Origin of the sequence: Pseudoalteromonas sp. Cn5-37, from assembly GCF_021532495.1 — a bacterium.
In the GTDB taxonomy this organism is placed as follows: Bacteria; Pseudomonadota; Gammaproteobacteria; order Enterobacterales; family Alteromonadaceae; genus Pseudoalteromonas; species Pseudoalteromonas simplex.
Genome location: NZ_JAKGBA010000008.1, coordinates 57,986 through 78,560 on the forward strand (window position 1 = coordinate 57,986; position 20,575 = coordinate 78,560).

Consider the following 20,575-nt stretch of genomic DNA (forward strand, 5'->3'; position numbering starts at 1 on the left):
ATCACCTTTGCAATTAAAAAATCAGGCTATAATCTATACATAATTTTTAAATAATAAGGAGAGTGCTATGTCAGGGACAACCATGGTGGTATTGATTGTCTTGATTTCTGTGGGTTCAGGTGTGATTTATGATATGTATAAAAAACATTTAGAGTTTAAATCTCGAACATTAAAAGACAGCAAAGAAGCGAACGAACATGTCGCTGCAGTAACAAAAGAGCTTGTAGAGCTAAAAGAGCGTGTGCAAACGCTCGAAGCCATTGTTACTGATTCAAGCTACAGCGTAAAACAAGAAATTAATAAACTCTAATTAAGTTAGCTCTTATTAAGTTAATAATGCACTGTATTGTTCAAGCACAGGCTGATAGTAATCGGCGTCTTGATTTAACATACGTTGGTAATGAGCACATAACTGCTTTAGATAAGCTTGGTGCTCTTTACTTGTTAGCTGCCACATTTGCTGGCCAACTCGAGTGATCGACTGCGAAGCAGACGCACTCATGGCAATAACTTCATAAAATCGTTTGTTTTCACACACCAACTGCTCAGATACGAGCCCCAATGGCAGTGTCTGCAAATAGCTGCGAACTTGATAACTGTGATGTACAGGGCAAACAATAAAGTCGATATGCGTATTTGGCTGTTGACTAACAATCCGCGCTAAAAATCGCACTAACAACTCACCTCCCACCCCCGCAATAATAACAAGGTGACGCTTTTTAGGATCTGGTGAAATCATTGCCACATCTTGGCAATGTACCTGCCAACGGCCGCGTTGCTCACTTGTGGCAAAACGTTCGAGTTTATCACTTAGTACCTGCATCAGCTCAGGCACAATATCAACGAAATGTATAAGCTGGGCTTTATTTTGCTGTAATAGCTCAATCCCTAACAAACCGTGATCGCAGCAACAATCCCAGATTTCGTCATACCCAGAATCAACCACATCAACAATGGCTGAAAGTCGTTTACTCAGTGCCATTAGTTTGCTGTTTTATAGACTAACGCTTTTAAGCTGCGATCACTGTCAACCTCAATAAAGCCATCAGTAGGAGCTAGTCGCTCAACAAAACTAATTGCCCCTTGGGTATGATCGCTAATGAGATCTTTAAACGCCTGCTCAGATAGCTCAGGGCTATTTGCACACAGTAACAACTGGGTGTTTTCATTTAGCAGCTCAGGTAAACGACGTAGGATTTTTTGATAATCCTTGGTCAATATAAAACTGCCTTTTTGAAAACTCGGCGGGTCTACGATGATCAATTCATACGGTGCTGATTTTTTAAGCTTACCGAATGATTTTAGAATATCGTGCGGGAAATAACTCACACCTTGATCAAAACCATTTAGCTGATGATTTTGTTTACCTGTTCGCAGCACCCCTTTATTCATGTCCATATTAATAACTTGGTCTGCCCCCCCCTGCATTGCTGCAACAGAGAAGCCACACGTGTATGAAAATAAGTTGAGCACTTTTGCATTTTTACTATTAGCTTGAACAAACTCCCGGCCACGGCGCATATCAGGGAAAATCCCAGTATTTTGGCGACTCAATAAATCGACTTTAAACTTAATACCATTTTCACTAACATGGTGCTCTTCGGGTAATTCACCATGCATAAGCGCGTTGCGGGTGTTAATGCCGCTACGTTGTTGGTAAACCAATGCACCGACAAGCGCTGGCGCATTCTCTTGCGCCCATTGCCACAGGGCATCAGTTAATTGCGCAAGTACTTGTTCATCTATTTCTTGATATGAAACTAAAAAGAGTGCTGGCGGATAAAAGTCTAAGTTTATGTGGCTCAGCTCAGCGACTGAGTGACCACGGCCATGGAATACACGACATAATTCATTAGCAGCAAGTGGCGCCTCTGCTAAAGCATTTAAAATGGCAGAAAAATCGTTTGTCATCATCTTTAGTTAATTAACTGTTGTTGTAATTCGTGAATTTCATCACGCACAGACGCCGCTTTTTCAAACTCAAGATCGCTAGCATAAGCATGCATTTTCGCTTCAAGAGCTTTGATTTGGCTGGCAATATCTTTCGCGCTGAGCACTTGTTTAGACTCTTTACGCACTAACTTAAGGTTGTCTTTCGGGCTTGCTTCTTCGCCCACATCCATAATGTCGGTAATACTTTTAACCAGTGCTTGTGGCTCAATACCATGTTCAAGGTTATAAGCTTGTTGTTTTTCACGGCGGCGGTCTGTTTCATCAATGGCTTGTCGCATTGAATTAGTGATGCGGTCGCCATACAGAATTGCTTTACCATTTAAGTGACGCGCAGCACGCCCTATGGTTTGAATAAGTGAACGAGTCGAACGTAAGAAACCTTCTTTATCGGCATCAAGTATCGCCACCAGTGAAACTTCTGGCATGTCGAGACCTTCTCGCAATAAGTTAATGCCCACTAACACATCAAATACGCCAGCACGTAAATCACGGATAATTTCAACCCGTTCAACAGTGTCGATGTCTGAGTGCAAATAGCGCACTTTTACGTCATGGTCGTTGAGATAGTCAGTTAAATCTTCTGCCATACGCTTAGTTAACGTGGTCACAAGTACCCGTTCGTTCACTTCAACTCGTTTATATATTTCTGATAGCAAATCATCAACCTGGGTGCCCACAGGGCGTACTTCAATTTCTGGGTCAATAAGCCCGGTTGGACGAATGACCTGCTCTGCAACCTCCCCTGATGAGCGCTCAAGCTCAAAGTCACCAGGGGTTGCCGACACATAAATAGTTTGCGGCGCAATGGCTTCAAATTCTTCAAAGCGTAATGGGCGGTTATCTAACGCTGATGGCAAGCGAAAGCCATACTCAACAAGATTTTCTTTACGGCTTCTATCGCCTTTATACATAGCACCAATTTGCGACACAGTAACGTGTGATTCATCAATAATCATCAACGCATCATCAGGTAAGTAATCTAATAATGTCGGCGGTGGATCGCCCGGTGTTCTGCCAGATAAGTATCGCGAATAGTTTTCGATGCCAGAGCAATAACCAAGCTCGGTCATCATTTCAATATCGTACTGGGTGCGCTGAGCAATACGTTGCTCTTCCACAAGTTTGTTGGCACTGAGTAACTGAGCTCGGCGGTCTTTAAGCTCATCTTTAATTTTATCAATGGCATCAAGAATTTTTTCACGGGGTGTTACATAGTGGGTTTTTGGATAAATAGTCGCACGTACAATATGCTTTTCAACTGCTCCTGTAAGCGGGTCAAAAATACTTAAGCGCTCAATTTCATCGTCAAACATCTCCACACGCACAGCGTAAGTATCCGATTCAGCAGGAAATATATCGACCACTTCGCCACGTACGCGATAAGTACCGCGGCTAAATTCAATATCATTGCGTGTATATTGCAATTCAGCAAGCCGACGCAGCATATCGCGCTGATCGACGGTTTCACCTACTTTTAGTAAAAGCATCATCTTCATGTATGAGTCAGGGTCGCCCAAACCATAAATAGCAGACACCGAAGCCACAATAATGGTATCACGTCGTTCAAGCAGCGCTTTGGTGGCACTTAAACGCATTTGTTCAATGTGCTCATTAATAGACGCGTCTTTTTCAATAAAGGTATCGCTGGCAACAACGTAGGCTTCTGGCTGGTAATAATCATAATAAGATACAAAATACTCAACCGCATTATGAGGGAAAAACTCTTTCATTTCACCGTAAAGCTGTGCAGCGAGTGTTTTGTTGTGTGCCATAATAATGGTTGGCCGATTCAAATCATTAATGATATTGGCCATGGTGAAGGTTTTACCCGTTCCTGTAGCCCCTAATAATGTTTGATGTGCAAGCCCAGCCTCTAGGCCATCTTTTAACTGTGCAATGGCCGTTGGTTGGTCACCACTTGGCTGAAACTTAGAAACTAGTTGGAAATGGTCGCTCATGAATGACACTCCTTCATATATGACTCACTTAACCCATCAACTTCTTTGATAAACCATTTATAGGCAACCATTGCAGTAAATAAGTTACCAATCGCGGCACCAATAAATAAACCAGTTAAACCTGCAATTTCGCTGCCTATATAAGCAAAAGGTACATAAAAAACAAACAGACGTACCACACTTAAAATCAGGGCATTCATTGGTTTATGCAAGGCATTAAATGAAGAGTTAGATAAAATAATCACCCCCTGCAGGCCATAACTCAGTGGTAAGATATAAATGAATAACTTAATCACATCCATCACCGCTTGCTCTTTACCAAATACATCCGCGATAAAGCCAGAGGTTAACAGCAGTAAAATATAAATAGCGAACTGCCAAATCATCACGAATTTCAAGGTTTTTGAGTAAGCTTCTTTAACACGTTCAAACTTACCTGCCCCAAAGTTTTGACTTACAAATGGTGGTAAGGTCATTGATAAAGCAAGCACCACAAGGCTTGCGATAGATTCAATGCGACTGCCTACACCAAACGCTGCAACCGCCTCAGGGCCATGCTTAGCTACTAATGCCGTCATGACCGCCATCGCTATTGGCGTCAACATATTTGCGCCTGCCGCCGGTAAACCTATTTTAAGAATTTTACGCACTGAACTAACTGCTGTTTGCTGACCAGCATGCAGGCTCAACAAACCGTTCTTAATTGCCAGAATATATAAAATAATAATTACTGCAACAGCCCAAGCAATAACACTCGCAATAGCAGCCCCTTGTATACCTAAAGCTGGAATTGGCCCAAAACCAAAAATTAGTACCGGATCTAAAATAGCATTTATCAGCCCCGCTCCACCCATAACAATACTTGGCGTTTTGGTGTCGCCGCTGGCTCTAAGCACTGAATTGCCAACCATAGGGGTAATTAAAAATACACTGCCGATGAACCACACGCTCATGTAGTCATGAATAAGTGGCAAGACTTGCTCACCTGCCCCTAATAATTTAAAGATAGGCTCAATATACAAATAACCTAAGGCAGAAAGGCAAAACACCATTACAACCGACACCAGTAATGACATACTGGCATCAAAACGAGCTTCATCTAAATTATCACTTCCGAGTGCTTTAGCAATAACTGCGGAGGTACCTATCCCTAATCCGATTGCTAAACTAATTACAGTAAAGGTAACTGGAAAAGTAAAACTTACTGCGGCTAATGGCTCGGTGCCTAACAAACTGATGAAGAAGGTATCGACTAAATTAAACATCATAAGAGTGATCATTCCGAAAATCATAGGAATGGTCATTTTTTTTAAGGTCGGCAGAATTGGGGAGTTTAAAAGATCAGGTTTAGTTTTGCTCTGCGGTTTCACGCTCATAAGAATTCTTGGCCTCTTTATATGAGCCTATAAGTTTAAAGCATCCTTCACTTGCAAGCTATGCTTTATTCACAGAATCAAAATCGATGTACAAAACTATAACTTTTGACGCTTTGACATAAAAATAACCACTAACCCTTATAAAAAACAATATAAAAACAAATTTAATAGCTTTATTACAATTAAATGGCACTATTCGCTGTTTTTTTACACAATAAATAGCATCATTTCATCGTCACGAATAAATTTACTTATCAATTCAGCATCGCTTCAGATAAAAACACTAACACATTGATTTAAAATGAATTAAAAAAACTTAATTAAACACTTGAAATTGCTGGAGCGCCCTAAAATCCTAGTACTATAGCTGTTCTTAAAGTTTAATAAACAGAGTTATCCACAGAAACCGTGGATAACTCTCTAGAAGCCGCAAATATAAAGGCTTTGAAGACTAGCTTGAAACTGATAAAACGAATAATAGTGAAGTATCCCGTTTTGACCCTTTTGTAAGCTTCTAGAAAAGAATGTGTAAAAAATGCTCTCCCCTTAATGGAAAGCCAGCATGAAACATAAAACACGACAACACACTATTCAGTAACTAACTGATATGTATACCTAAAAATAAATTTAGTCATCCTCGACAAACAATGATGTCGATGTGCTTCATAAAAAAAGATGGAATATTCGCCATCTGTAGTAAAAAAATACAAGAAAAAAATAACACCTAAGGATGGCCTAATAAAAACTCTTAGGTTTGATTTTCTCAATCACAAGAAATTATTGCATAAGTGATGATTTCCTCACTTTAATAGAGAATATCTGAGCAAAGAATGGTTTTTTATATTTTCAATTTGGTACTACTGCTCAAAAAAAATGCAAAAAAGTCATCTTTTCGACATAGCTAGTCTTCTAAAAAACAAAAAACGCTGCGCTTTTCAGCTACATTTTGCTCAGATCGAACATAAAAACATCGAATAAGCTTCTTTTTTGAATTTATGAAGTTTTTATGTTGACACTTTGCAATGCTGTCATTAATATTTCGCCCCGTTGAAAGGCATGACGCTTCCCCCTTAGCTCAGTTGGTTAGAGCGACGGACTGTTAATCCGCAGGTCCCCCGTTCGAGTCGGGGAGGGGGAGCCAAGTTTTTCAATCATAAACGATTCCCCCTTAGCTCAGTTGGTTAGAGCGACGGACTGTTAATCCGCAGGTCCCCCGTTCGAGTCGGGGAGGGGGAGCCAAGTTTATGAATATGATTGTTCCCCCTTAGCTCAGTTGGTTAGAGCGACGGACTGTTAATCCGCAGGTCCCCCGTTCGAGTCGGGGAGGGGGAGCCAACTCTACGAATATATTAAATTTTATCTCTTTTTTGCCTCACCGATTGTATTAGACTTTCCAGCGCTTATACACTACTCTAGTGTAAGTTATTTATATGCTTTGATATAAAATAGAATTCACTATTATTAAACCTATCAATCAAGGAATTGATTCCTTCCTTTTAGGCTTTTAAAAGATAAGAAACATGGCTGGTTTTAAAAAACTCATATTCGTACAACTTATTTCTTGGCTACTATTCGCATTATTAGGCGGATATTTTATTGCAATTAGTTTTGACAGTGCAGTAAGTGATGCCCAGCAAAAAGCACAGCGTGTAGTTAATGCCTATATAAACTCACAAACTATTGAACAGCTGGCACCAGAGAAACTTAGGCAAGCACTTTCTGATGGCAGTACTTTTTCTAAATTTGTAATCCGCGATCAAACTGGCAAAGTTGTTACAATGATAGAGTCTAGTCAGCCCCTCCCCTTGTTTGCTGAATTAGTTAATAATTCATTTAACTCTATCCGGCCTCAATTTGCAGTGAACCAGACATCTGACATAAAAATTGAATTTACGATCAATGCTCATAACCTAGCAACTCTGCTGCAACAAGCGATGTTTATTGTCATTTTGATATCTGGATTGATTGCATTATTACCAATTATTTATATGAACAGTATGTTCCGTCGCTTAAACAGAAAAATAAGCACAACAGTTGCTGATATTGTCGATATATACATAAATCAGAATCAAGTAAGCGACGATATTGAACAAGCTATGGACACTTCAAGATTAAAGAAGCTAAGCAAAGATTTAATTCCTTCGTTCAATCGTCTGTCACACTTTTTACAAACTAAACACGATGATATTCAAAATAATGCGCTAAGTATTAAAAAAGAAGCCTATAAAGATGTAGTCACTAACCTTGGCAATCGTAATATGTTTGTAGAGTATTACGAAAAAAATATTGAGAATGCAGAAAAAAGCACCTTTGGTTCACTTGCTATGGTGCGTTGTAGTGAGCTACAAACAATAAACCAAACACGTGGTTACCAAAAAGGTGATGAATACGTAAAAGGTGTGGCCGATATTATTAAACATATTAGCGGCACCTATACAGGCAGTCAGGTTTTTCGTTTAAACAGTTCTGATTTTGCTGTGGTACTGCCTAATACCCCACTTAAAGAAGCTGAACGCTTTGGCGATAACTTACAATCGCGTTTTACTCAGTATCAGCAAAACCAAGAATTAAGCTCAGTTGCTAACACAGGTATAGTTGGCTACGAAAAAGGTAAGCCGCTTGGTGAGTTATTATCAATTGTTGATAATGCAATGAGCATGGCGCAATCAAAACAAGCAAATGCATGGCATGTACAGCGTGAAACTGATTTAGTTAATAACGCCAGCGCAGGTTTTGGTAACCAAAACTGGCGTAAAGTCATTACCGAAGTGATCGAATCGAAACGTGTGCACTTGGTTATGCAGAACATTATGCCAATAGGTAAAAGTGTTAAAGCCTATGCTGAGATCCAAGTTCGTTTCAAAACTGCAGAAAACCAAATGCTGCCAACGGCCTCTTTTCTTGCAATGGCAGAAAAGCTAGAAATGGCAATGGAAATTGACCGTTTAATTATCGATACCACTTTAGAGAAGGTTAAAACGCGTAATTTCTCTGAGAAATTCTTTGGTATTAATGTTACTGCATCAAGCGCTCACAATGATCAATTTGTGATCTGGTTAGAGCGCCGATTACTTAAAGACAGCAATATCGCCTCTAAGCTTATATTTGAAGTCAGCGAGTTTGGATTACAACAAAACATTAAAGCAAGTAAACGCTTTATCGATATGGTACACCGCGTGGGTGCACGTATTACCGTAGAGCGTTTTGGTGTGGGTTTAACGTCATTTAAATTCTTTAGAGACTTAAAACCAGACTTTATCAAAATGGACGCAAGCTACACCCGCGGCCTTGAAGAAGATAAAAACAACCAATACTTTATGCGTTTAATGGTGGATCTAGCTCACCGTATTGGTGTGAGTGTATTTGCTGAAGGCGTCGAAAGCCAAGAAGAAAAACACATCATCGAAACACTGTGTTTAGATGGTGTGCAAGGCTATTACATCGAAAAGCCTAAAGATATCTAACCCCTCTTTAAGGCCCAAAAAACCTTACTATTTTTGGGCCTATTCCAGCTATACCCAAGCCACCTCAAGATGCAGAATTCAGCGTTTCACAGGTGCTTAATATCAAGGCGTTACTTTGCAAGAATGGCAGTCCCTTTTAAGAAGTAACAACGATGAGAGTAAGTGCCTGTGAAACGCCCAAAGGGTTGGTTTAAAAGCGATTTATACTGCGTTATTGATTTTAACAATAGAACCACTATTATTTGCAATCAATGCCTTGCCTAAATCGCTTTTAATTCCAACTGAAACTCGCATCTTGAGGTGGATTGGGTATATTAACTTTGCTTTAACACTTTAATCGTAAACAGCTTTGTTAATTTTAGCTATTCGTCCCTCATGTGTTGTGTCGGCCCCCATAAAAAAGGATAATAGAGCCGTTTTTATTCTCGTGAGGCACGCATGACAGAGTATGTCTTGTTATTGATTGGCACTGTGCTAGTCAACAACTTCGTTTTAGTTCAATTCTTAGGTTTATGCCCGTTTATGGGTGTATCGGGTAAGTTAGATACCGCGATTGGTATGTCTTTAGCCACAACCTTTGTACTTACACTTGCCTCCGTGACCAGTTATCTGGTGAATCATTATATTTTGATCCCGCTGGATATCGAATTTTTGCGTACCATGAGCTTTATTTTGGTTATCGCTGTTGTCGTGCAATTTACCGAAATGGTGGTGAGAAAAACCAGCCCGACACTTTATCGCTTATTAGGGATTTTCTTACCGCTTATTACCACTAACTGTGCTGTTTTAGGTGTTGCCCTACTTAATATCAAAGAAGACCACTCATTCTTACAATCGGCCGTGTATGGCTTTGGTGCCGCAGTGGGTTTCTCTATGGTGTTAATACTGTTTGCCGCATTACGTGAGCGTTTAGCTGCGGCGGATGTCCCTGCTCCTTTTAAGGGTGCTTCAATTGCGATGATCACCGCAGGCCTTATGTCGATGGCCTTTATGGGTTTTACAGGATTAGTGAAGTTTTAATATGACCTTGTTTTATGCTTTGATAGCGTTAGGTTCATTAGCGCTAATATTTGGTTTAATTTTAGGTTTTGCCGCCGTTCGTTTTCGCGTTGAGAGCAACCCTATTGTTGACCAAATTGATACCATTTTACCGCAAACACAGTGTGGCCAATGTGGCTACCCTGGCTGTCGTCCCTATGCAGAAGCAATTGCCAATGGTGACGAAATCAATAAGTGCCCACCAGGCGGCGAAGCCACGGTAAAAAAACTCGCTGATTTAATGGGTGTAGAAGCAAAACCGCTGGCAGGCGGTGAGCAGGCAGATCCTGTTAAAACCGTTGCCTATATTCGTGAAGATGAATGTATTGGCTGTACCAAATGTATTCAAGCCTGCCCTGTTGATGCCATCGTTGGCGCAACCCGCCAAATGCACACTGTATTAATTGATGAATGTACCGGTTGTGACTTATGTGTTGAACCATGCCCTGTAGACTGTATTGATATGCTGCCTGTAAAAGAAACTAAACAAACCTGGAAATGGCAATTAAACGCAATCCCTGTGACTCAGGTAGATTAGGAGCACAGATGGAAAAGTTAATAGATCAAATTAAACAAGGCAAAGTGTGGTCTATACCTGGGGGCATTCACCCACCGGGTCAAAAGCTGCAATCAACAACACAAGCCATTGCAAGACTGCCACTACCAGACAAGCTCGTTGTATCTCTAAAACAACACATTGGTGCTAACGGCAAACTTATTGTTGAAAAAGGCCAGCAGGTTTTAAAAGGCCAAGCATTAACTAAACCAAGCGGGAATTGGTCTGTGCCTGTGCACGCGCCAACATCAGGGTTGATCAGCGATATTTGCCCAATGCCCTCTGCTCACCCGTCGGCGTTGCCTGAACTTAGCGTTATTATTGAACCTGATGGTGAAGATAACTGGTGCGAGCTTAATCCTGTAACTGATGCCAAAACTCTTTCCCATGATGAGCTTGTTGATATTATTCATCAAAGTGGTATCGCAGGTATGGGCGGCGCAGGTTTCCCAACCTATGTAAAAGCAGATACCCGTAAAGCCATCGAGTTTTTAATTGTTAATGCCGTTGAGTGTGAACCTTATATCACCGCTGATGACATGCTAATGCGCGAACATGCCGATGGTATAATTGCCGGTATTGAATTAATGCAGCAGCTGTTAAGTCCACAGCTGACAATTATTGGTATTGAAGATAATAAGCCCGATGCTATTGCTGCCATGAAACTCGCAGCACAGCATAACGACAGCATCATAGTGCAAACAGTGCCAACGGTTTACCCTTCTGGCGGTGAAAAACAGCTAATTAAACTGCTAACGGGCAAAGAAGTCCCAAGTGGTAGTATTCCTGCCGATATTGGTATGTTGGTGCAAAATGTCGGTACTTTGTTTGCGGTAAATCAAGCCGTACATGAAGGTAAGCCTCTTATAGAGCGTGTAGTAACGGTAACCGGTAACACCATTCATAAACAAGGTAATGTGTGGGCTTTACTAGGCACTGAAATTAAACATTTATTAGACTGCCAAGGCTTTTCTCCGGTTCCACAGCAACGTGTGGTTATGGGCGGTCCAATGATGGGCTTTACCCTGCCAACCGTGCGTATTGGTGTCGTTAAAACGACAAACTGTATTTTAGCGCCAGATCACCAAGAACTTGCTGAGCCGGGTGATGAAAAAGCCTGTATTCGTTGTAGTGCCTGTGCTGACGCCTGCCCTGCATCATTGTTACCTCAGCAATTGCAATGGTTTGCCAAGTCTAAAGAATACGACAAACTCAACGAGCACAATTTATTTGATTGTATTGAATGTGGCGCCTGTGCTTATGTTTGCCCAAGCGAAATACCCTTGGTGCAGTACTATCGTGTTGCTAAAGCTGAAATCAAAGAGCAGCAAGCAGAGCAAATCAAAGCAGAGCGAGCAAAAGAGCGTTTTGAAGCACGTAAAGAGCGCTTAGAGCGCGAACAAGAAGAGCGTCAAAACCGCCACAAACGCAAGCCGGCTGCTAAGTCAGATGGCGAAAAACAAAAAGTGGCTGATGCACTCGCCCGAGTTAAAGCTAAATCTGATGATAAAGACAGTAAGTCAGCTGTCGCTGCAGCTATTGCCCGTGCGAAAGCGAAAAAGCAAGGTGCAGAGATTGAGCCTGATAACTCTGAAGTGGCTAAAGAACGTGCAGCACGTAAAGAACAAGCACGTAAATACAAAGAGCAAAAAGCACTAGAGCAAGGTGAAGAAGGCGTCGATAAAGACGATAAAAAGTCTGCTGTTGCTGCCGCTATTGCCCGCGCTAAAACGAAAAAAGCCGCACAAGCTACAAAAGAAAACGCTTCTGCTGAAACTGACGCTGCGCCAAAAGATGACAAAAAAGCTGCTGTTGCAGCTGCTATCGCTCGTGCTAAAGCGAAAAAAGCCGCGCAAGCTGCTGAAAATCAAACTGAAGCTGAAGAAGATAGCGCACCAGTTGATGACAAAAAAGCAGCTGTTGCCGCTGCTATCGCCCGTGCTAAAGCGAAAAAAGCAGCACAAGCTGCTGAGAATCAAACTGAAGCTGAAGAAGATAGCGCACCAGTTGATGACAAAAAAGCCGCTGTTGCAGCCGCTATCGCCCGTGCTAAAGCGAAAAAAGCCGCTAAAGAGCAAGCACAGAGTGTCGATTCTTCAGAGCAAATAAATGATTCAAATGATGAGGCAGATGCTAAGCCGCAGTCTGATGCTCCTGAATCTAGCGAAGATAAGAAAAAAGCCGCCGTTGCTGCCGCTATCGCCCGTGCTAAAGCCAAAAAAGCCGCTAAAGAGCAAGCACAGAGTGACAATTCTTCAGAGCAAATAAATGATTTAAATGATGAGACTGATGCCAAGCCGCAGGCTGACGCTCCTGAGTCTAACGAAGATAAGAAAAAAGCAGCCGTTGCTGCCGCTATCGCTCGCGCCAAAGCGAAAAAAGCCGCTAAAGAGCAAGCACAGAGTGACGATTCTTCACAGCAAAAAAATGATTCAAGTGCTGAGGCAGAGGCCAAGCCGCAATCTGATGAAACTGAGTCTAGCGAAGATAAGAAAAAAGCAGCGGTCGCTCGTGCCATTGCAAGAGCTAAAGCGAAAAAGTTACAACAAGAAGGAAACGATAAGTCATGAAACTAACCATGGCGAGTTCGCCGCATAATCATAGCCATAAATCATTAAGGCGATTAATGATGACAGTGATTGCTGCGTGTATTCCAGGCTTAATCGCGCAAGTTTTCTTCTTTGGTAGCGCTGTGTTAATTCAGCTTGTTCTCGCGCTGATTACTGTTAGTGCCTGTGAAGCTGCTGTATTACTGCTTCGAAAACGCAAAGTTTGGCCAACACTCAGTGATGGCAGTGCGTGGTTAACAGGCCTATTACTGGCGTTGAGTATTCCGCCTTTAGCACCTTGGTGGATTATCGTAATTGGCTGTCTCTTTGCCATTGTTATTGTAAAGCAGCTTTATGGTGGCCTTGGCTTTAATTTATTTAACCCTGCTATGGCAGCTTATGTATTACTACTTGTATCGTTTCCGGTGCAAATGACCAGCTGGTTACCTGTGAGTGATTTACTTGCATCTCCGATCAGCTTCTCACAACAGCTGTCTGTTATTTTCAATGGTTTTACCAGCGCTGGATTTAGTGTCGATCAGTTACGTGTAGCGATTGATGGCACAACCATGGCAACACCACTTGATACCGTTAAAACAGATGTCGCCCATCACCTAACGGTGGCTGAGAGTATGAGTAAGCCTCTTTTTAATGACTGGTTTGGTCTTGGTTGGGGCTGGGTTAACTTCGGCTTTTTAGTAGGTGGTCTTTATTTATTAAAAGCTAAAATCATTAATTGGCATATCCCTGTTAGCTTTTTAGCCTCATTAGCCGTGTGCAGTGGTATTGGTTATATTGCAGCCCCGGGCACAGAGCCGGGCGTGGTATTTCACTTATTCAGTGGTGCGACCATGTTAGGGGCATTCTTTATTGCTACCGATCCTGTTTCTGCATCAACAACGAATAGAGGTCGTTTAATTTACGGCGCGTTAATTGGTCTACTTGTATACTTAATTCGTACTTTCGGTGGTTACCCTGATGCAGTGGCATTTAGTGTATTGCTGTTAAATATGGCGGTGCCTTTAATTGATTACTACACGCAACCACGTACTTACGGCCATGGGGTGAAATAATGATCCTTTCCTCAATGACTAAAAACGGCACTATTCTTACTGCATTTGCACTTATTACCACAGGCACTGTAGCCCTTACTCATAGCCTGACTGCTGAGCGTATTGAAGAGCAAGAAAAGCAACAACTTGCAGAGCAACTTCAACAAGTACTTGATGCCCATCATTACGACAATCAACTATACAAAGATTGTGTTGTAATCACCGATGAGCGCTTAGGTCCACGTCCTGAGCAAATAATCTACCGCGCCTACAAAGATAATAAGCCGTATGCTTTAGTAATGCGCCATGTAACACCAAGTGGTTATAGCGGCGATATCAACTTATTAACGGCGGTTTTTGCCAATGGTGAAATAGCGGGTGTTCGTGTAACTAAGCACGAAGAAACACCGGGCCTTGGCGATAAAGTTGAGGTCAAAAAATCAGACTGGATCACCCTTTTCAAAGGCCAAAATGTACTGAGTGAAGATGATAGCCGCTGGGCTGTTAAAAAAGATGGTGGCCAATTTGATCAATTTACTGGCGCAACCATTACACCGCGTGCCGTTGTCGGCTCAGTTAAACAAGCTGTGCTGTTTGCCCAAGCTGAATTTGATAATCTGTTTGCTGCGCCAAACACCTGTCAAGGAGCCAAGTAATGAGCCAAGTTAAAACCTTATTTAAAGATGGTATGTGGGCTAATAACCCTGCCCTTGTGCAGTTATTAGGCTTATGCCCGCTACTTGCTGTTACTTCTACGATCACCAATGCATTAGGCCTTGGTTTAGCAACTTTATTGGTACTGGTTGGTTCTAACGTCACTGTTTCAATTGTGCGTAACTGGGTGCCTAAAGATATTCGTATTCCTGTTTTTGTGATGATCATCGCAGGCTTTGTAACCATCGTGCAGCTAATGATGAATGCCTATACATTTGGGCTTTATCAATCACTGGGGATTTTTATTCCACTGATTGTTACCAACTGTGCCATTATCGGTCGCGCAGAAGCATTCGCCTCTAAAAATACCGTGCCACTTTCAGCCTTTGACGGACTGATGATGGGACTTGGCTTTATGTTAGTTTTAGTGGTGCTAGGGGCAATGCGTGAACTTATTGGTCAAGGTACGCTGTTTGATGGTGCTGATTTATTATTAGGGCCATGGGCTGCTGCACTTCGAATTGAAGTATTTAGTTTTGATAACCAATTTTTATTAGCAATTTTACCACCGGGTGCCTTTTTAGGACTTGGTTTACTGATTGCTGCAAAAAATGTCATTGATACACAAATAAAATCTAAGCAAATTGTTACTCCAGAAGTAGAAAAAGGCCCAAGAGCCCGAGTAACAAGTTTAACTTAAAGGAGAGCACGCACCGTCACTGCGTGCTTTACGCCACCATGAATAAAGAAAAACGCTATGAGATCTTATCTCGTCTACGTGAGCAAAACCCGCACCCAGAAACAGAGCTTGAATACTCAAGCCCGTTTGAGTTATTAGTTGCGGTTACCTTATCAGCACAAGCTACAGATGTGGGTGTTAATAAAGCAACCCGTAAGCTATTCCCTGTTGCTAACACGCCTCAAGCGATTCTTGATTTAGGCCTTGAAGGCCTTCGTGATTACATCAAGACCATTGGTTTGTTTAATTCGAAAGCCAATAATGTCTATAAAATGTGTGAGATTCTGGTCAATAAACATAACTCAGAAGTCCCAGAGAATCGTGAAGCGCTCGAAGCATTACCGGGGGTTGGCAGAAAGACCGCGAATGTTGTTTTAAACTGTGCCTTTGGCTGGCCAACAATTGCTGTAGACACTCACATTTTCCGCGTTTCAAACCGCACTAAGTTTGCTATGGGTAAAGATGTGGTGGCTGTAGAACAAAAACTAGAAAAAGTGGTACCTAAAGAATTTAAGGTCGATGTACACCACTGGTTAATTCTGCATGGCCGCTATGTGTGTACTGCTCGTAAACCTAAATGCGGCAGCTGTATTATCGAAGATTTGTGTGAATTTAAAGAGAAGACAGAGTAATTAAGTATTATTGCTGACCTGCATTAGCTTGTTAGATGTAGTTGAACCTTCATTTGTTGATGCAGAATTCTCACAATGAAAATATCGTTGGCTCTTTTTTTAAAAAAGATGTAGTGCTTTCTAAATATATACCGAGAATATCCTGGCTTGATATCGCTAACATCTTGAGCAAGGCTCGGCTCAGTAGACAAAGCCATTAGCGTTTCATGAATTCCAATTAAATAGTTTTCTGCTTGAGAAACACCGAATTCAATTTCGGTGTACTGAAAAATACGCTCCAAGTCATACTGAGCTTTATTAGAGAGAATATATTTAGCCATTCGCTTTAAGTTTTGTTTTTGGATTTGGATATAATATCTAAAACCGTTAACTCACTCTCACCACTTAGCTCACCCTCTACTAATGCCATTCTAATAGCATCTTTTTCACTCTGATTATGGCGGATCAAATCGCGGATATAATCACTTGCATTTGAGAATCGACCTGACTCAACTTGGGCATCAATCCATGAGCGCATTTCATCTGGAATAGAGATATTTAAAGTTGCCATAGTTAATTCCTATATATTTACAGTCTTTGATTATGGCAGATATTGGCAAACATTGGCAACAAATATGGTCGATATGCACCAATGGTTAATCCTTGATAGGCACTATATGTGTAACGTTCTTAACCTTTTCTATCACACCCTTTGCGCATTGTGCCAAACACAGGGTTTGGCACAATGTTCCTAGTCATTATCGTGGGTTTTGGCTCACCTGCTTTTTAATAAATTCTCGCGTATCTCTTAATAGCGCCACTCTTGCTGGTTCGTGAACATACATCATGTGACCGCCGTGATAATAGTGATAGTCAATTTTATCAGCGTATATACCGTGCCTATTTAAGGTGTATTCAGCATCAAAAAATGGCGTGACAATATCGTAATAACCAGAGGCGACCATCACTTTCACTTGTGGATTGCTGCGAAGCACATAAGATAAATCTGGCGCTGTATTGACGTATCTTGGCTCCCAGCCTTGTCCATCAGGAGCTGTGCGCCAGCGCCAGTTATCTGATAACTCAGGATCGCCAGGGTTTAAGTATTTTCTTTTCCACTGTACGTTTAAATCTGTACGCATGTATTTCATCAATGCCGCTTTATAAGCCGGCCCTATCACTTTTGACGCATCTTGCTTAGGAGCTGCTGTTAAATCGTCTCGTTCATCAAGCTTATAACGTCCATCAAGAAAGCCTACTGCGACGCCCTCATCACGCAATAACTCTTTAGCGAATCTAAAGGCATTAATGCGTAAATCAACCTGCTCAATATATTGTTTGCTAAGGCCAGTATAACGGTGAAGGCCGTCAACAATTTGCTTTCGGTCAGCTTTACTAAGGGCATTCCCCTTAAATAAGGCTGGTAGTAATTTATCAACTGCAAATTGTCGGCTCGCATCAATAAACGCTTCAAAATCTCCAGATGTGTCTACTTTTTTATGATACCAAGCGGTTGCAGCAAGTGTGGGTATGTAAGTGATATAAGAAATGATGTTGTCATCAACATAAGGGCTTGAACCTTGATAGTCTAAAGCTTGTGACACAAAAATAATGCCATTTACATTAATCAGGTGTTTATCCATCAGTACTTTAGAAACCGCTGCTGCTCGAGTTGTACCATAGCTCTCTCCCAATAAAAATATTGGCGCATTCCAGCGGTTTTCTTTTGTTAGCCACTGGGCAATAAAATCAGCAATAGCAGATGCATCCTGATTCAAGCCCCAAAAGGCTTTGCTGTCAGTGTCACCTAAGGCGCGCGAGTAACCTGTACCAACAGGGTCCACAAACACCATATCAGTCACATCAAGTATCGTCTCAGGCGCATCTTTTAATTCGTAAGGAGCCAATCCAGGAGCCGTTGCATCGCTTGGTACCACGACTCGTTTCGGACCATAAGCGCCCATATGTAACCAATTAGACGATGAGCCCGGGCCACCATTCCAGATAAATGTTACGGGTCTGTTCTTGTTGTCATCTGCAGCTAGGTAATCAAACGAAAAGATAGCAGCTTTAGGCTCTTCGTTTTTGTTTAACAAATAAGTTTCACCGGCTACAGCTTCGTATTTCAGCTTTGTACCATTAAAGGTGCCTTTATGCTGGGTCACAAATTTAGTGGCTTCGGGTATCGACTTTTTATTGTTTGAATCTGAGACTTCATCTGCATTAACTGCGCTCGTACAAAACGCAAACAATGTAGAGATGACTACAGTTTTGAAATTGGCAACATACGCCATGTTTTATTCTCCCTAGCATGTTTATCTTTATTTTTATCTGTATCTGGCTTGAGTGCTTTTATCGCTGAGTGCTCAATTAACCTTTTACTTAAGCATTACTTTTACAGTAAGAACATGTAATTTCAACTATCTGCGATTAACACGAAAAAAGTATAATCAGTATCGGAACAAAAATATCAGCGTAATCATTTCACAAGCTTTCATCCTTTCGTTATGCTGTTGAGTAATGTGAAATTTTTTATATGAGTTGCTATGTTACCTTTACTTCGTATCTTGTTAATTGAACAAGTTCCTGCCACCTTAAAAGAGCTTTCAACGAACCTAGAAAAAACAATCCCTAATTTTGAACGAAGTGATGTTGATATCGACATTATCGAGTGCATAGAGCTCAAGCAGGCGTTGAAATATGTAGAGGAAGATGGCGATATTCAAGCTGTAGTACTTAGTTGGGATGTACTGAACAATGGCGAGCGCACCTATAGCCGTTTTATCGAGCAATTAAAAGGCATACGCCTAGAACTGCCTGTTTATGTTATTGGTGACGATACGAAAGGCTTGGAGATAGTTAACGAGTCAGAAGAAATTGAATCTTTCTTTTTTAAAGATGAGGTCATTTCAGACCCCGAAGCAATCTTGGGCTATATGATCAATGACTTTGATGATCGTTCAGAAACGCCATTTTGGACCGCCTACCGTCGTTATGTGGGTGAATCGAACGATTCATGGCACACACCTGGTCACAGTGGCGGTGCTAGCTTTAGAAATTCTCCGTATATTAAAGACTTTTATCAGTTTTATGGCCGTAACGTATTTGTTGGCGACCTGTCGGTTTCTGTCGACTCGCTTGGTTCATTATCAGACAGCACCAACACCATAGGCCGCTCTCAAGAATCAGCGGCGGCGACATTTGAAGTAAAACATACCTACTTTGTTACCAATGGGTCATCCACTTCAAATAAGATTATTTTGCAAACTTTACTACGTAAAGGCGATAAGGTGATCATCGACCGAAACTGCCATAAATCAGTACATTACGGCATTTTGCAATCGGCTAGTTTACCTATTTATTTATCGAGTATTTTAAATCCTAAATATGGTATCTTCGCGCCCCCTTCACTGGCTGACATTAAGCAAGCGATTGAACAAAATAGCGATGCTAAATTACTGGTTTTAACCGGCTGTACATACGATGGTCTACTTAGCGATTTAAAACAAGTGGTTGAATTTGCACATCAGCACGGTATTAAAGTGTTTATCGACGAAGCGTGGTTTGCTTACTCGCTTTTCCACCCAAGTTTACGCCACTACTCAGCGATAAATGCTGGCGCAGACTATGTGACCCATTCAGCACATAAAGTGGTTTCAGCGTTCTCTCAGGCGTCTTATATTCATGTGAACGATCCTGATTTCGATGCCGATTTCTTCCGTGAGATCTACAGTATTTACGCCAGTACCTCGCCAAAATATCAGCTCATTGCCTCGCTGGATGTATGCCAGAAGCAATTAGAAATGGAAGGTTATAAATTACTGAATGCCCTGCTGAATCATGTTGCAGAGTTTAAGCAGCAAATGGCTTCATTGAAACATATTAAAGTGCTCGATAAGCAAGATTTCATGGATATATTCCCACATTTTAGTGGCGATAACATGGGTCACGATCCGCTGAAGATCCTTATCGATATTAGTGAGTTACCTTATTCATTAAAGGATATTCATAAATTCCTATTAGATGAAATTGGCCTTGAAATCGAAAAATACACACACAGCACCATTTTAGTTTTATTGACTCTTGGTGGTACACGCTCAAAGATCATTCGTCTTTACAATGCGCTGAAGAAACTCGATAGCGGTAAAGTAAAACTTGCCACTTCAATGAGACGCACACGCCTACCAGAGAATCTACCCGCTATTGACTTAGCCTGTATTCCTAGTGATGCATTCTATGGCGAACGTGAATCTGTACCAATTAGCAAAAGTAACAACCGAATTTGTGCCGGATTAGTGACACCTTATCCTCCTGGTATCCCTCTGTTAGTGCCGGGGCAACATATCACTACTGAACATATCGAATATCTTAAGGAGTTGGCGGGACAAGGTCTGACAATTCAAGGGAGCTTTGATGGCGAAATTTATGTACTTAAAGGTAAAGTGAAAAGCTAAGCTTTCGCTTATACCGCAAAAACCTCATTGTTATGCAGCAACCTCTATTCATTGCTGCATAACATTACCCTTTTCATATCAAACACTTTGCGCTTTGTCTCAATGCTACTGTGCATGCAATCGAAATAATTTATAATCCATTTTTAATAATTTTAATGCGCAGCGTTGTAC

Annotated in this window: 17 protein-coding genes and 3 tRNA genes; 13 read left to right on the forward strand and 7 right to left on the reverse strand. The window is 41.4% G+C overall.

Going from position 1 to position 20,575, the window contains the following annotated elements; all coding sequences use genetic code 11:
* The first annotated feature begins 67 nt into the window (after positions 1-67).
* On the forward strand, positions 68-310 hold the full coding sequence (locus tag L1266_RS11675; protein WP_054553683.1) for a hypothetical protein: 243 nt from the start codon (positions 68-70) through the stop codon (positions 308-310).
* A 15-nt stretch (positions 311-325) separates the two neighbouring features.
* Here the strand turns inward: L1266_RS11675 and L1266_RS11680 are convergent, their stop codons facing one another.
* Genes L1266_RS11680 through L1266_RS11695 form a run of 4 tightly spaced genes read right to left on the reverse strand, consistent with a single transcriptional unit; the run spans position 326 to position 5,287 of the window.
* Positions 326-982, reverse strand: coding sequence for a tRNA (adenine(22)-N(1))-methyltransferase (locus L1266_RS11680; protein WP_194442823.1), 657 nt, complete (start codon positions 980-982; stop codon positions 326-328).
* Positions 982-1,911 (reverse strand): class I SAM-dependent methyltransferase, encoded by a 930-nt coding sequence (locus tag L1266_RS11685; RefSeq protein ID WP_235377614.1) that lies wholly within the window; start codon positions 1,909-1,911, stop codon positions 982-984. Before L1266_RS11685 ends, L1266_RS11680 begins: the two co-directional genes overlap by 1 nt.
* Positions 1,912-1,916: 5 nt before the next feature.
* Positions 1,917-3,911, reverse strand: a complete 1,995-nt coding sequence (gene uvrB, locus L1266_RS11690; protein ID WP_054553686.1) for an excinuclease ABC subunit UvrB — start codon at positions 3,909-3,911, stop codon at positions 1,917-1,919.
* Positions 3,908-5,287, reverse strand: a complete 1,380-nt coding sequence (locus tag L1266_RS11695; RefSeq protein WP_054553687.1) for an MATE family efflux transporter — start codon at positions 5,285-5,287, stop codon at positions 3,908-3,910. Before L1266_RS11695 ends, uvrB begins: the two co-directional genes overlap by 4 nt.
* Before the next feature lie 1,064 nt (positions 5,288-6,351).
* On the opposite strand from L1266_RS11695, the gene L1266_RS11700 reads away from it, so the two are divergent.
* From L1266_RS11700 to nth, 11 genes are all read left to right on the forward strand, one after another.
* Positions 6,352-6,428: transfer RNA gene (locus L1266_RS11700), tRNA-Asn, on the forward strand.
* 21 nt (positions 6,429-6,449) lie between these two features.
* Positions 6,450-6,526: transfer RNA gene (locus L1266_RS11705), tRNA-Asn, on the forward strand.
* 19 nt (positions 6,527-6,545) lie between these two features.
* Positions 6,546-6,622, forward strand: a tRNA-Asn gene (locus L1266_RS11710).
* 185 nt (positions 6,623-6,807) lie between these two features.
* On the forward strand, positions 6,808-8,751 hold the full coding sequence (locus tag L1266_RS11715) for an EAL domain-containing protein (RefSeq protein WP_054553688.1): 1,944 nt from the start codon (positions 6,808-6,810) through the stop codon (positions 8,749-8,751).
* Positions 8,752-9,189: 438 nt separating this feature from the next.
* Positions 9,190-9,771, forward strand: a complete 582-nt coding sequence (gene rsxA, locus L1266_RS11720; protein ID WP_054553689.1) for an electron transport complex subunit RsxA — start codon at positions 9,190-9,192, stop codon at positions 9,769-9,771.
* Between the two features lies 1 nt (position 9,772).
* Positions 9,773-10,327: an electron transport complex subunit RsxB gene (rsxB, locus tag L1266_RS11725; RefSeq protein WP_054563643.1), complete on the forward strand. Its 555-nt coding sequence runs from the start codon at positions 9,773-9,775 to the stop codon at positions 10,325-10,327.
* A gap of 8 nt (positions 10,328-10,335) precedes the next feature.
* Positions 10,336-12,915, forward strand: coding sequence for an electron transport complex subunit RsxC (rsxC, locus tag L1266_RS11730; protein WP_235377578.1), 2,580 nt, complete (start codon positions 10,336-10,338; stop codon positions 12,913-12,915).
* Positions 12,912-13,967, forward strand: coding sequence for an electron transport complex subunit RsxD (gene rsxD / locus L1266_RS11735; RefSeq protein ID WP_235377579.1), 1,056 nt, complete (start codon positions 12,912-12,914; stop codon positions 13,965-13,967). The genes rsxC and rsxD overlap by 4 nt, the downstream gene beginning before the upstream one ends.
* Positions 13,967-14,602: an electron transport complex subunit RsxG gene (gene rsxG, locus L1266_RS11740; RefSeq protein WP_235377580.1), complete on the forward strand. Its 636-nt coding sequence runs from the start codon at positions 13,967-13,969 to the stop codon at positions 14,600-14,602. The genes rsxD and rsxG overlap by 1 nt, the downstream gene beginning before the upstream one ends.
* Positions 14,602-15,300: an electron transport complex subunit E gene (locus tag L1266_RS11745; RefSeq protein ID WP_063707035.1), complete on the forward strand. Its 699-nt coding sequence runs from the start codon at positions 14,602-14,604 to the stop codon at positions 15,298-15,300. The genes rsxG and L1266_RS11745 overlap by 1 nt, the downstream gene beginning before the upstream one ends.
* Before the next feature lie 38 nt (positions 15,301-15,338).
* Positions 15,339-15,971 (forward strand): endonuclease III, encoded by a 633-nt coding sequence (nth, locus tag L1266_RS11750; protein ID WP_054553695.1) that lies wholly within the window; start codon positions 15,339-15,341, stop codon positions 15,969-15,971.
* A gap of 23 nt (positions 15,972-15,994) precedes the next feature.
* On the opposite strand, the gene L1266_RS11755 is transcribed toward nth, so the two are convergent.
* The 3 genes from L1266_RS11755 to L1266_RS11765 all read right to left on the reverse strand — a co-directional run bounded on the left by L1266_RS11755 (position 15,995) and on the right by L1266_RS11765 (position 18,244).
* Positions 15,995-16,291: a type II toxin-antitoxin system RelE/ParE family toxin gene (locus L1266_RS11755; protein ID WP_138602595.1), complete on the reverse strand. Its 297-nt coding sequence runs from the start codon at positions 16,289-16,291 to the stop codon at positions 15,995-15,997.
* A 5-nt stretch (positions 16,292-16,296) separates the two neighbouring features.
* The gene (locus L1266_RS11760; RefSeq protein ID WP_054553697.1) at positions 16,297-16,521 is read right to left on the reverse strand and encodes a type II toxin-antitoxin system ParD family antitoxin; all 225 of its coding nucleotides are present in this window, start codon (positions 16,519-16,521) and stop codon (positions 16,297-16,299) included.
* A gap of 187 nt (positions 16,522-16,708) precedes the next feature.
* Positions 16,709-18,244: a S10 family peptidase gene (locus L1266_RS11765; protein WP_235377581.1), complete on the reverse strand. Its 1,536-nt coding sequence runs from the start codon at positions 18,242-18,244 to the stop codon at positions 16,709-16,711.
* Between the two features lie 252 nt (positions 18,245-18,496).
* On the opposite strand from L1266_RS11765, the gene L1266_RS11770 reads away from it, so the two are divergent.
* Entirely contained in the window at positions 18,497-20,404 is a 1,908-nt protein-coding gene (locus L1266_RS11770; RefSeq protein WP_235377582.1) for an aminotransferase class V-fold PLP-dependent enzyme, read from the forward strand.
* Positions 20,405-20,575 lie beyond the last annotated feature (171 nt).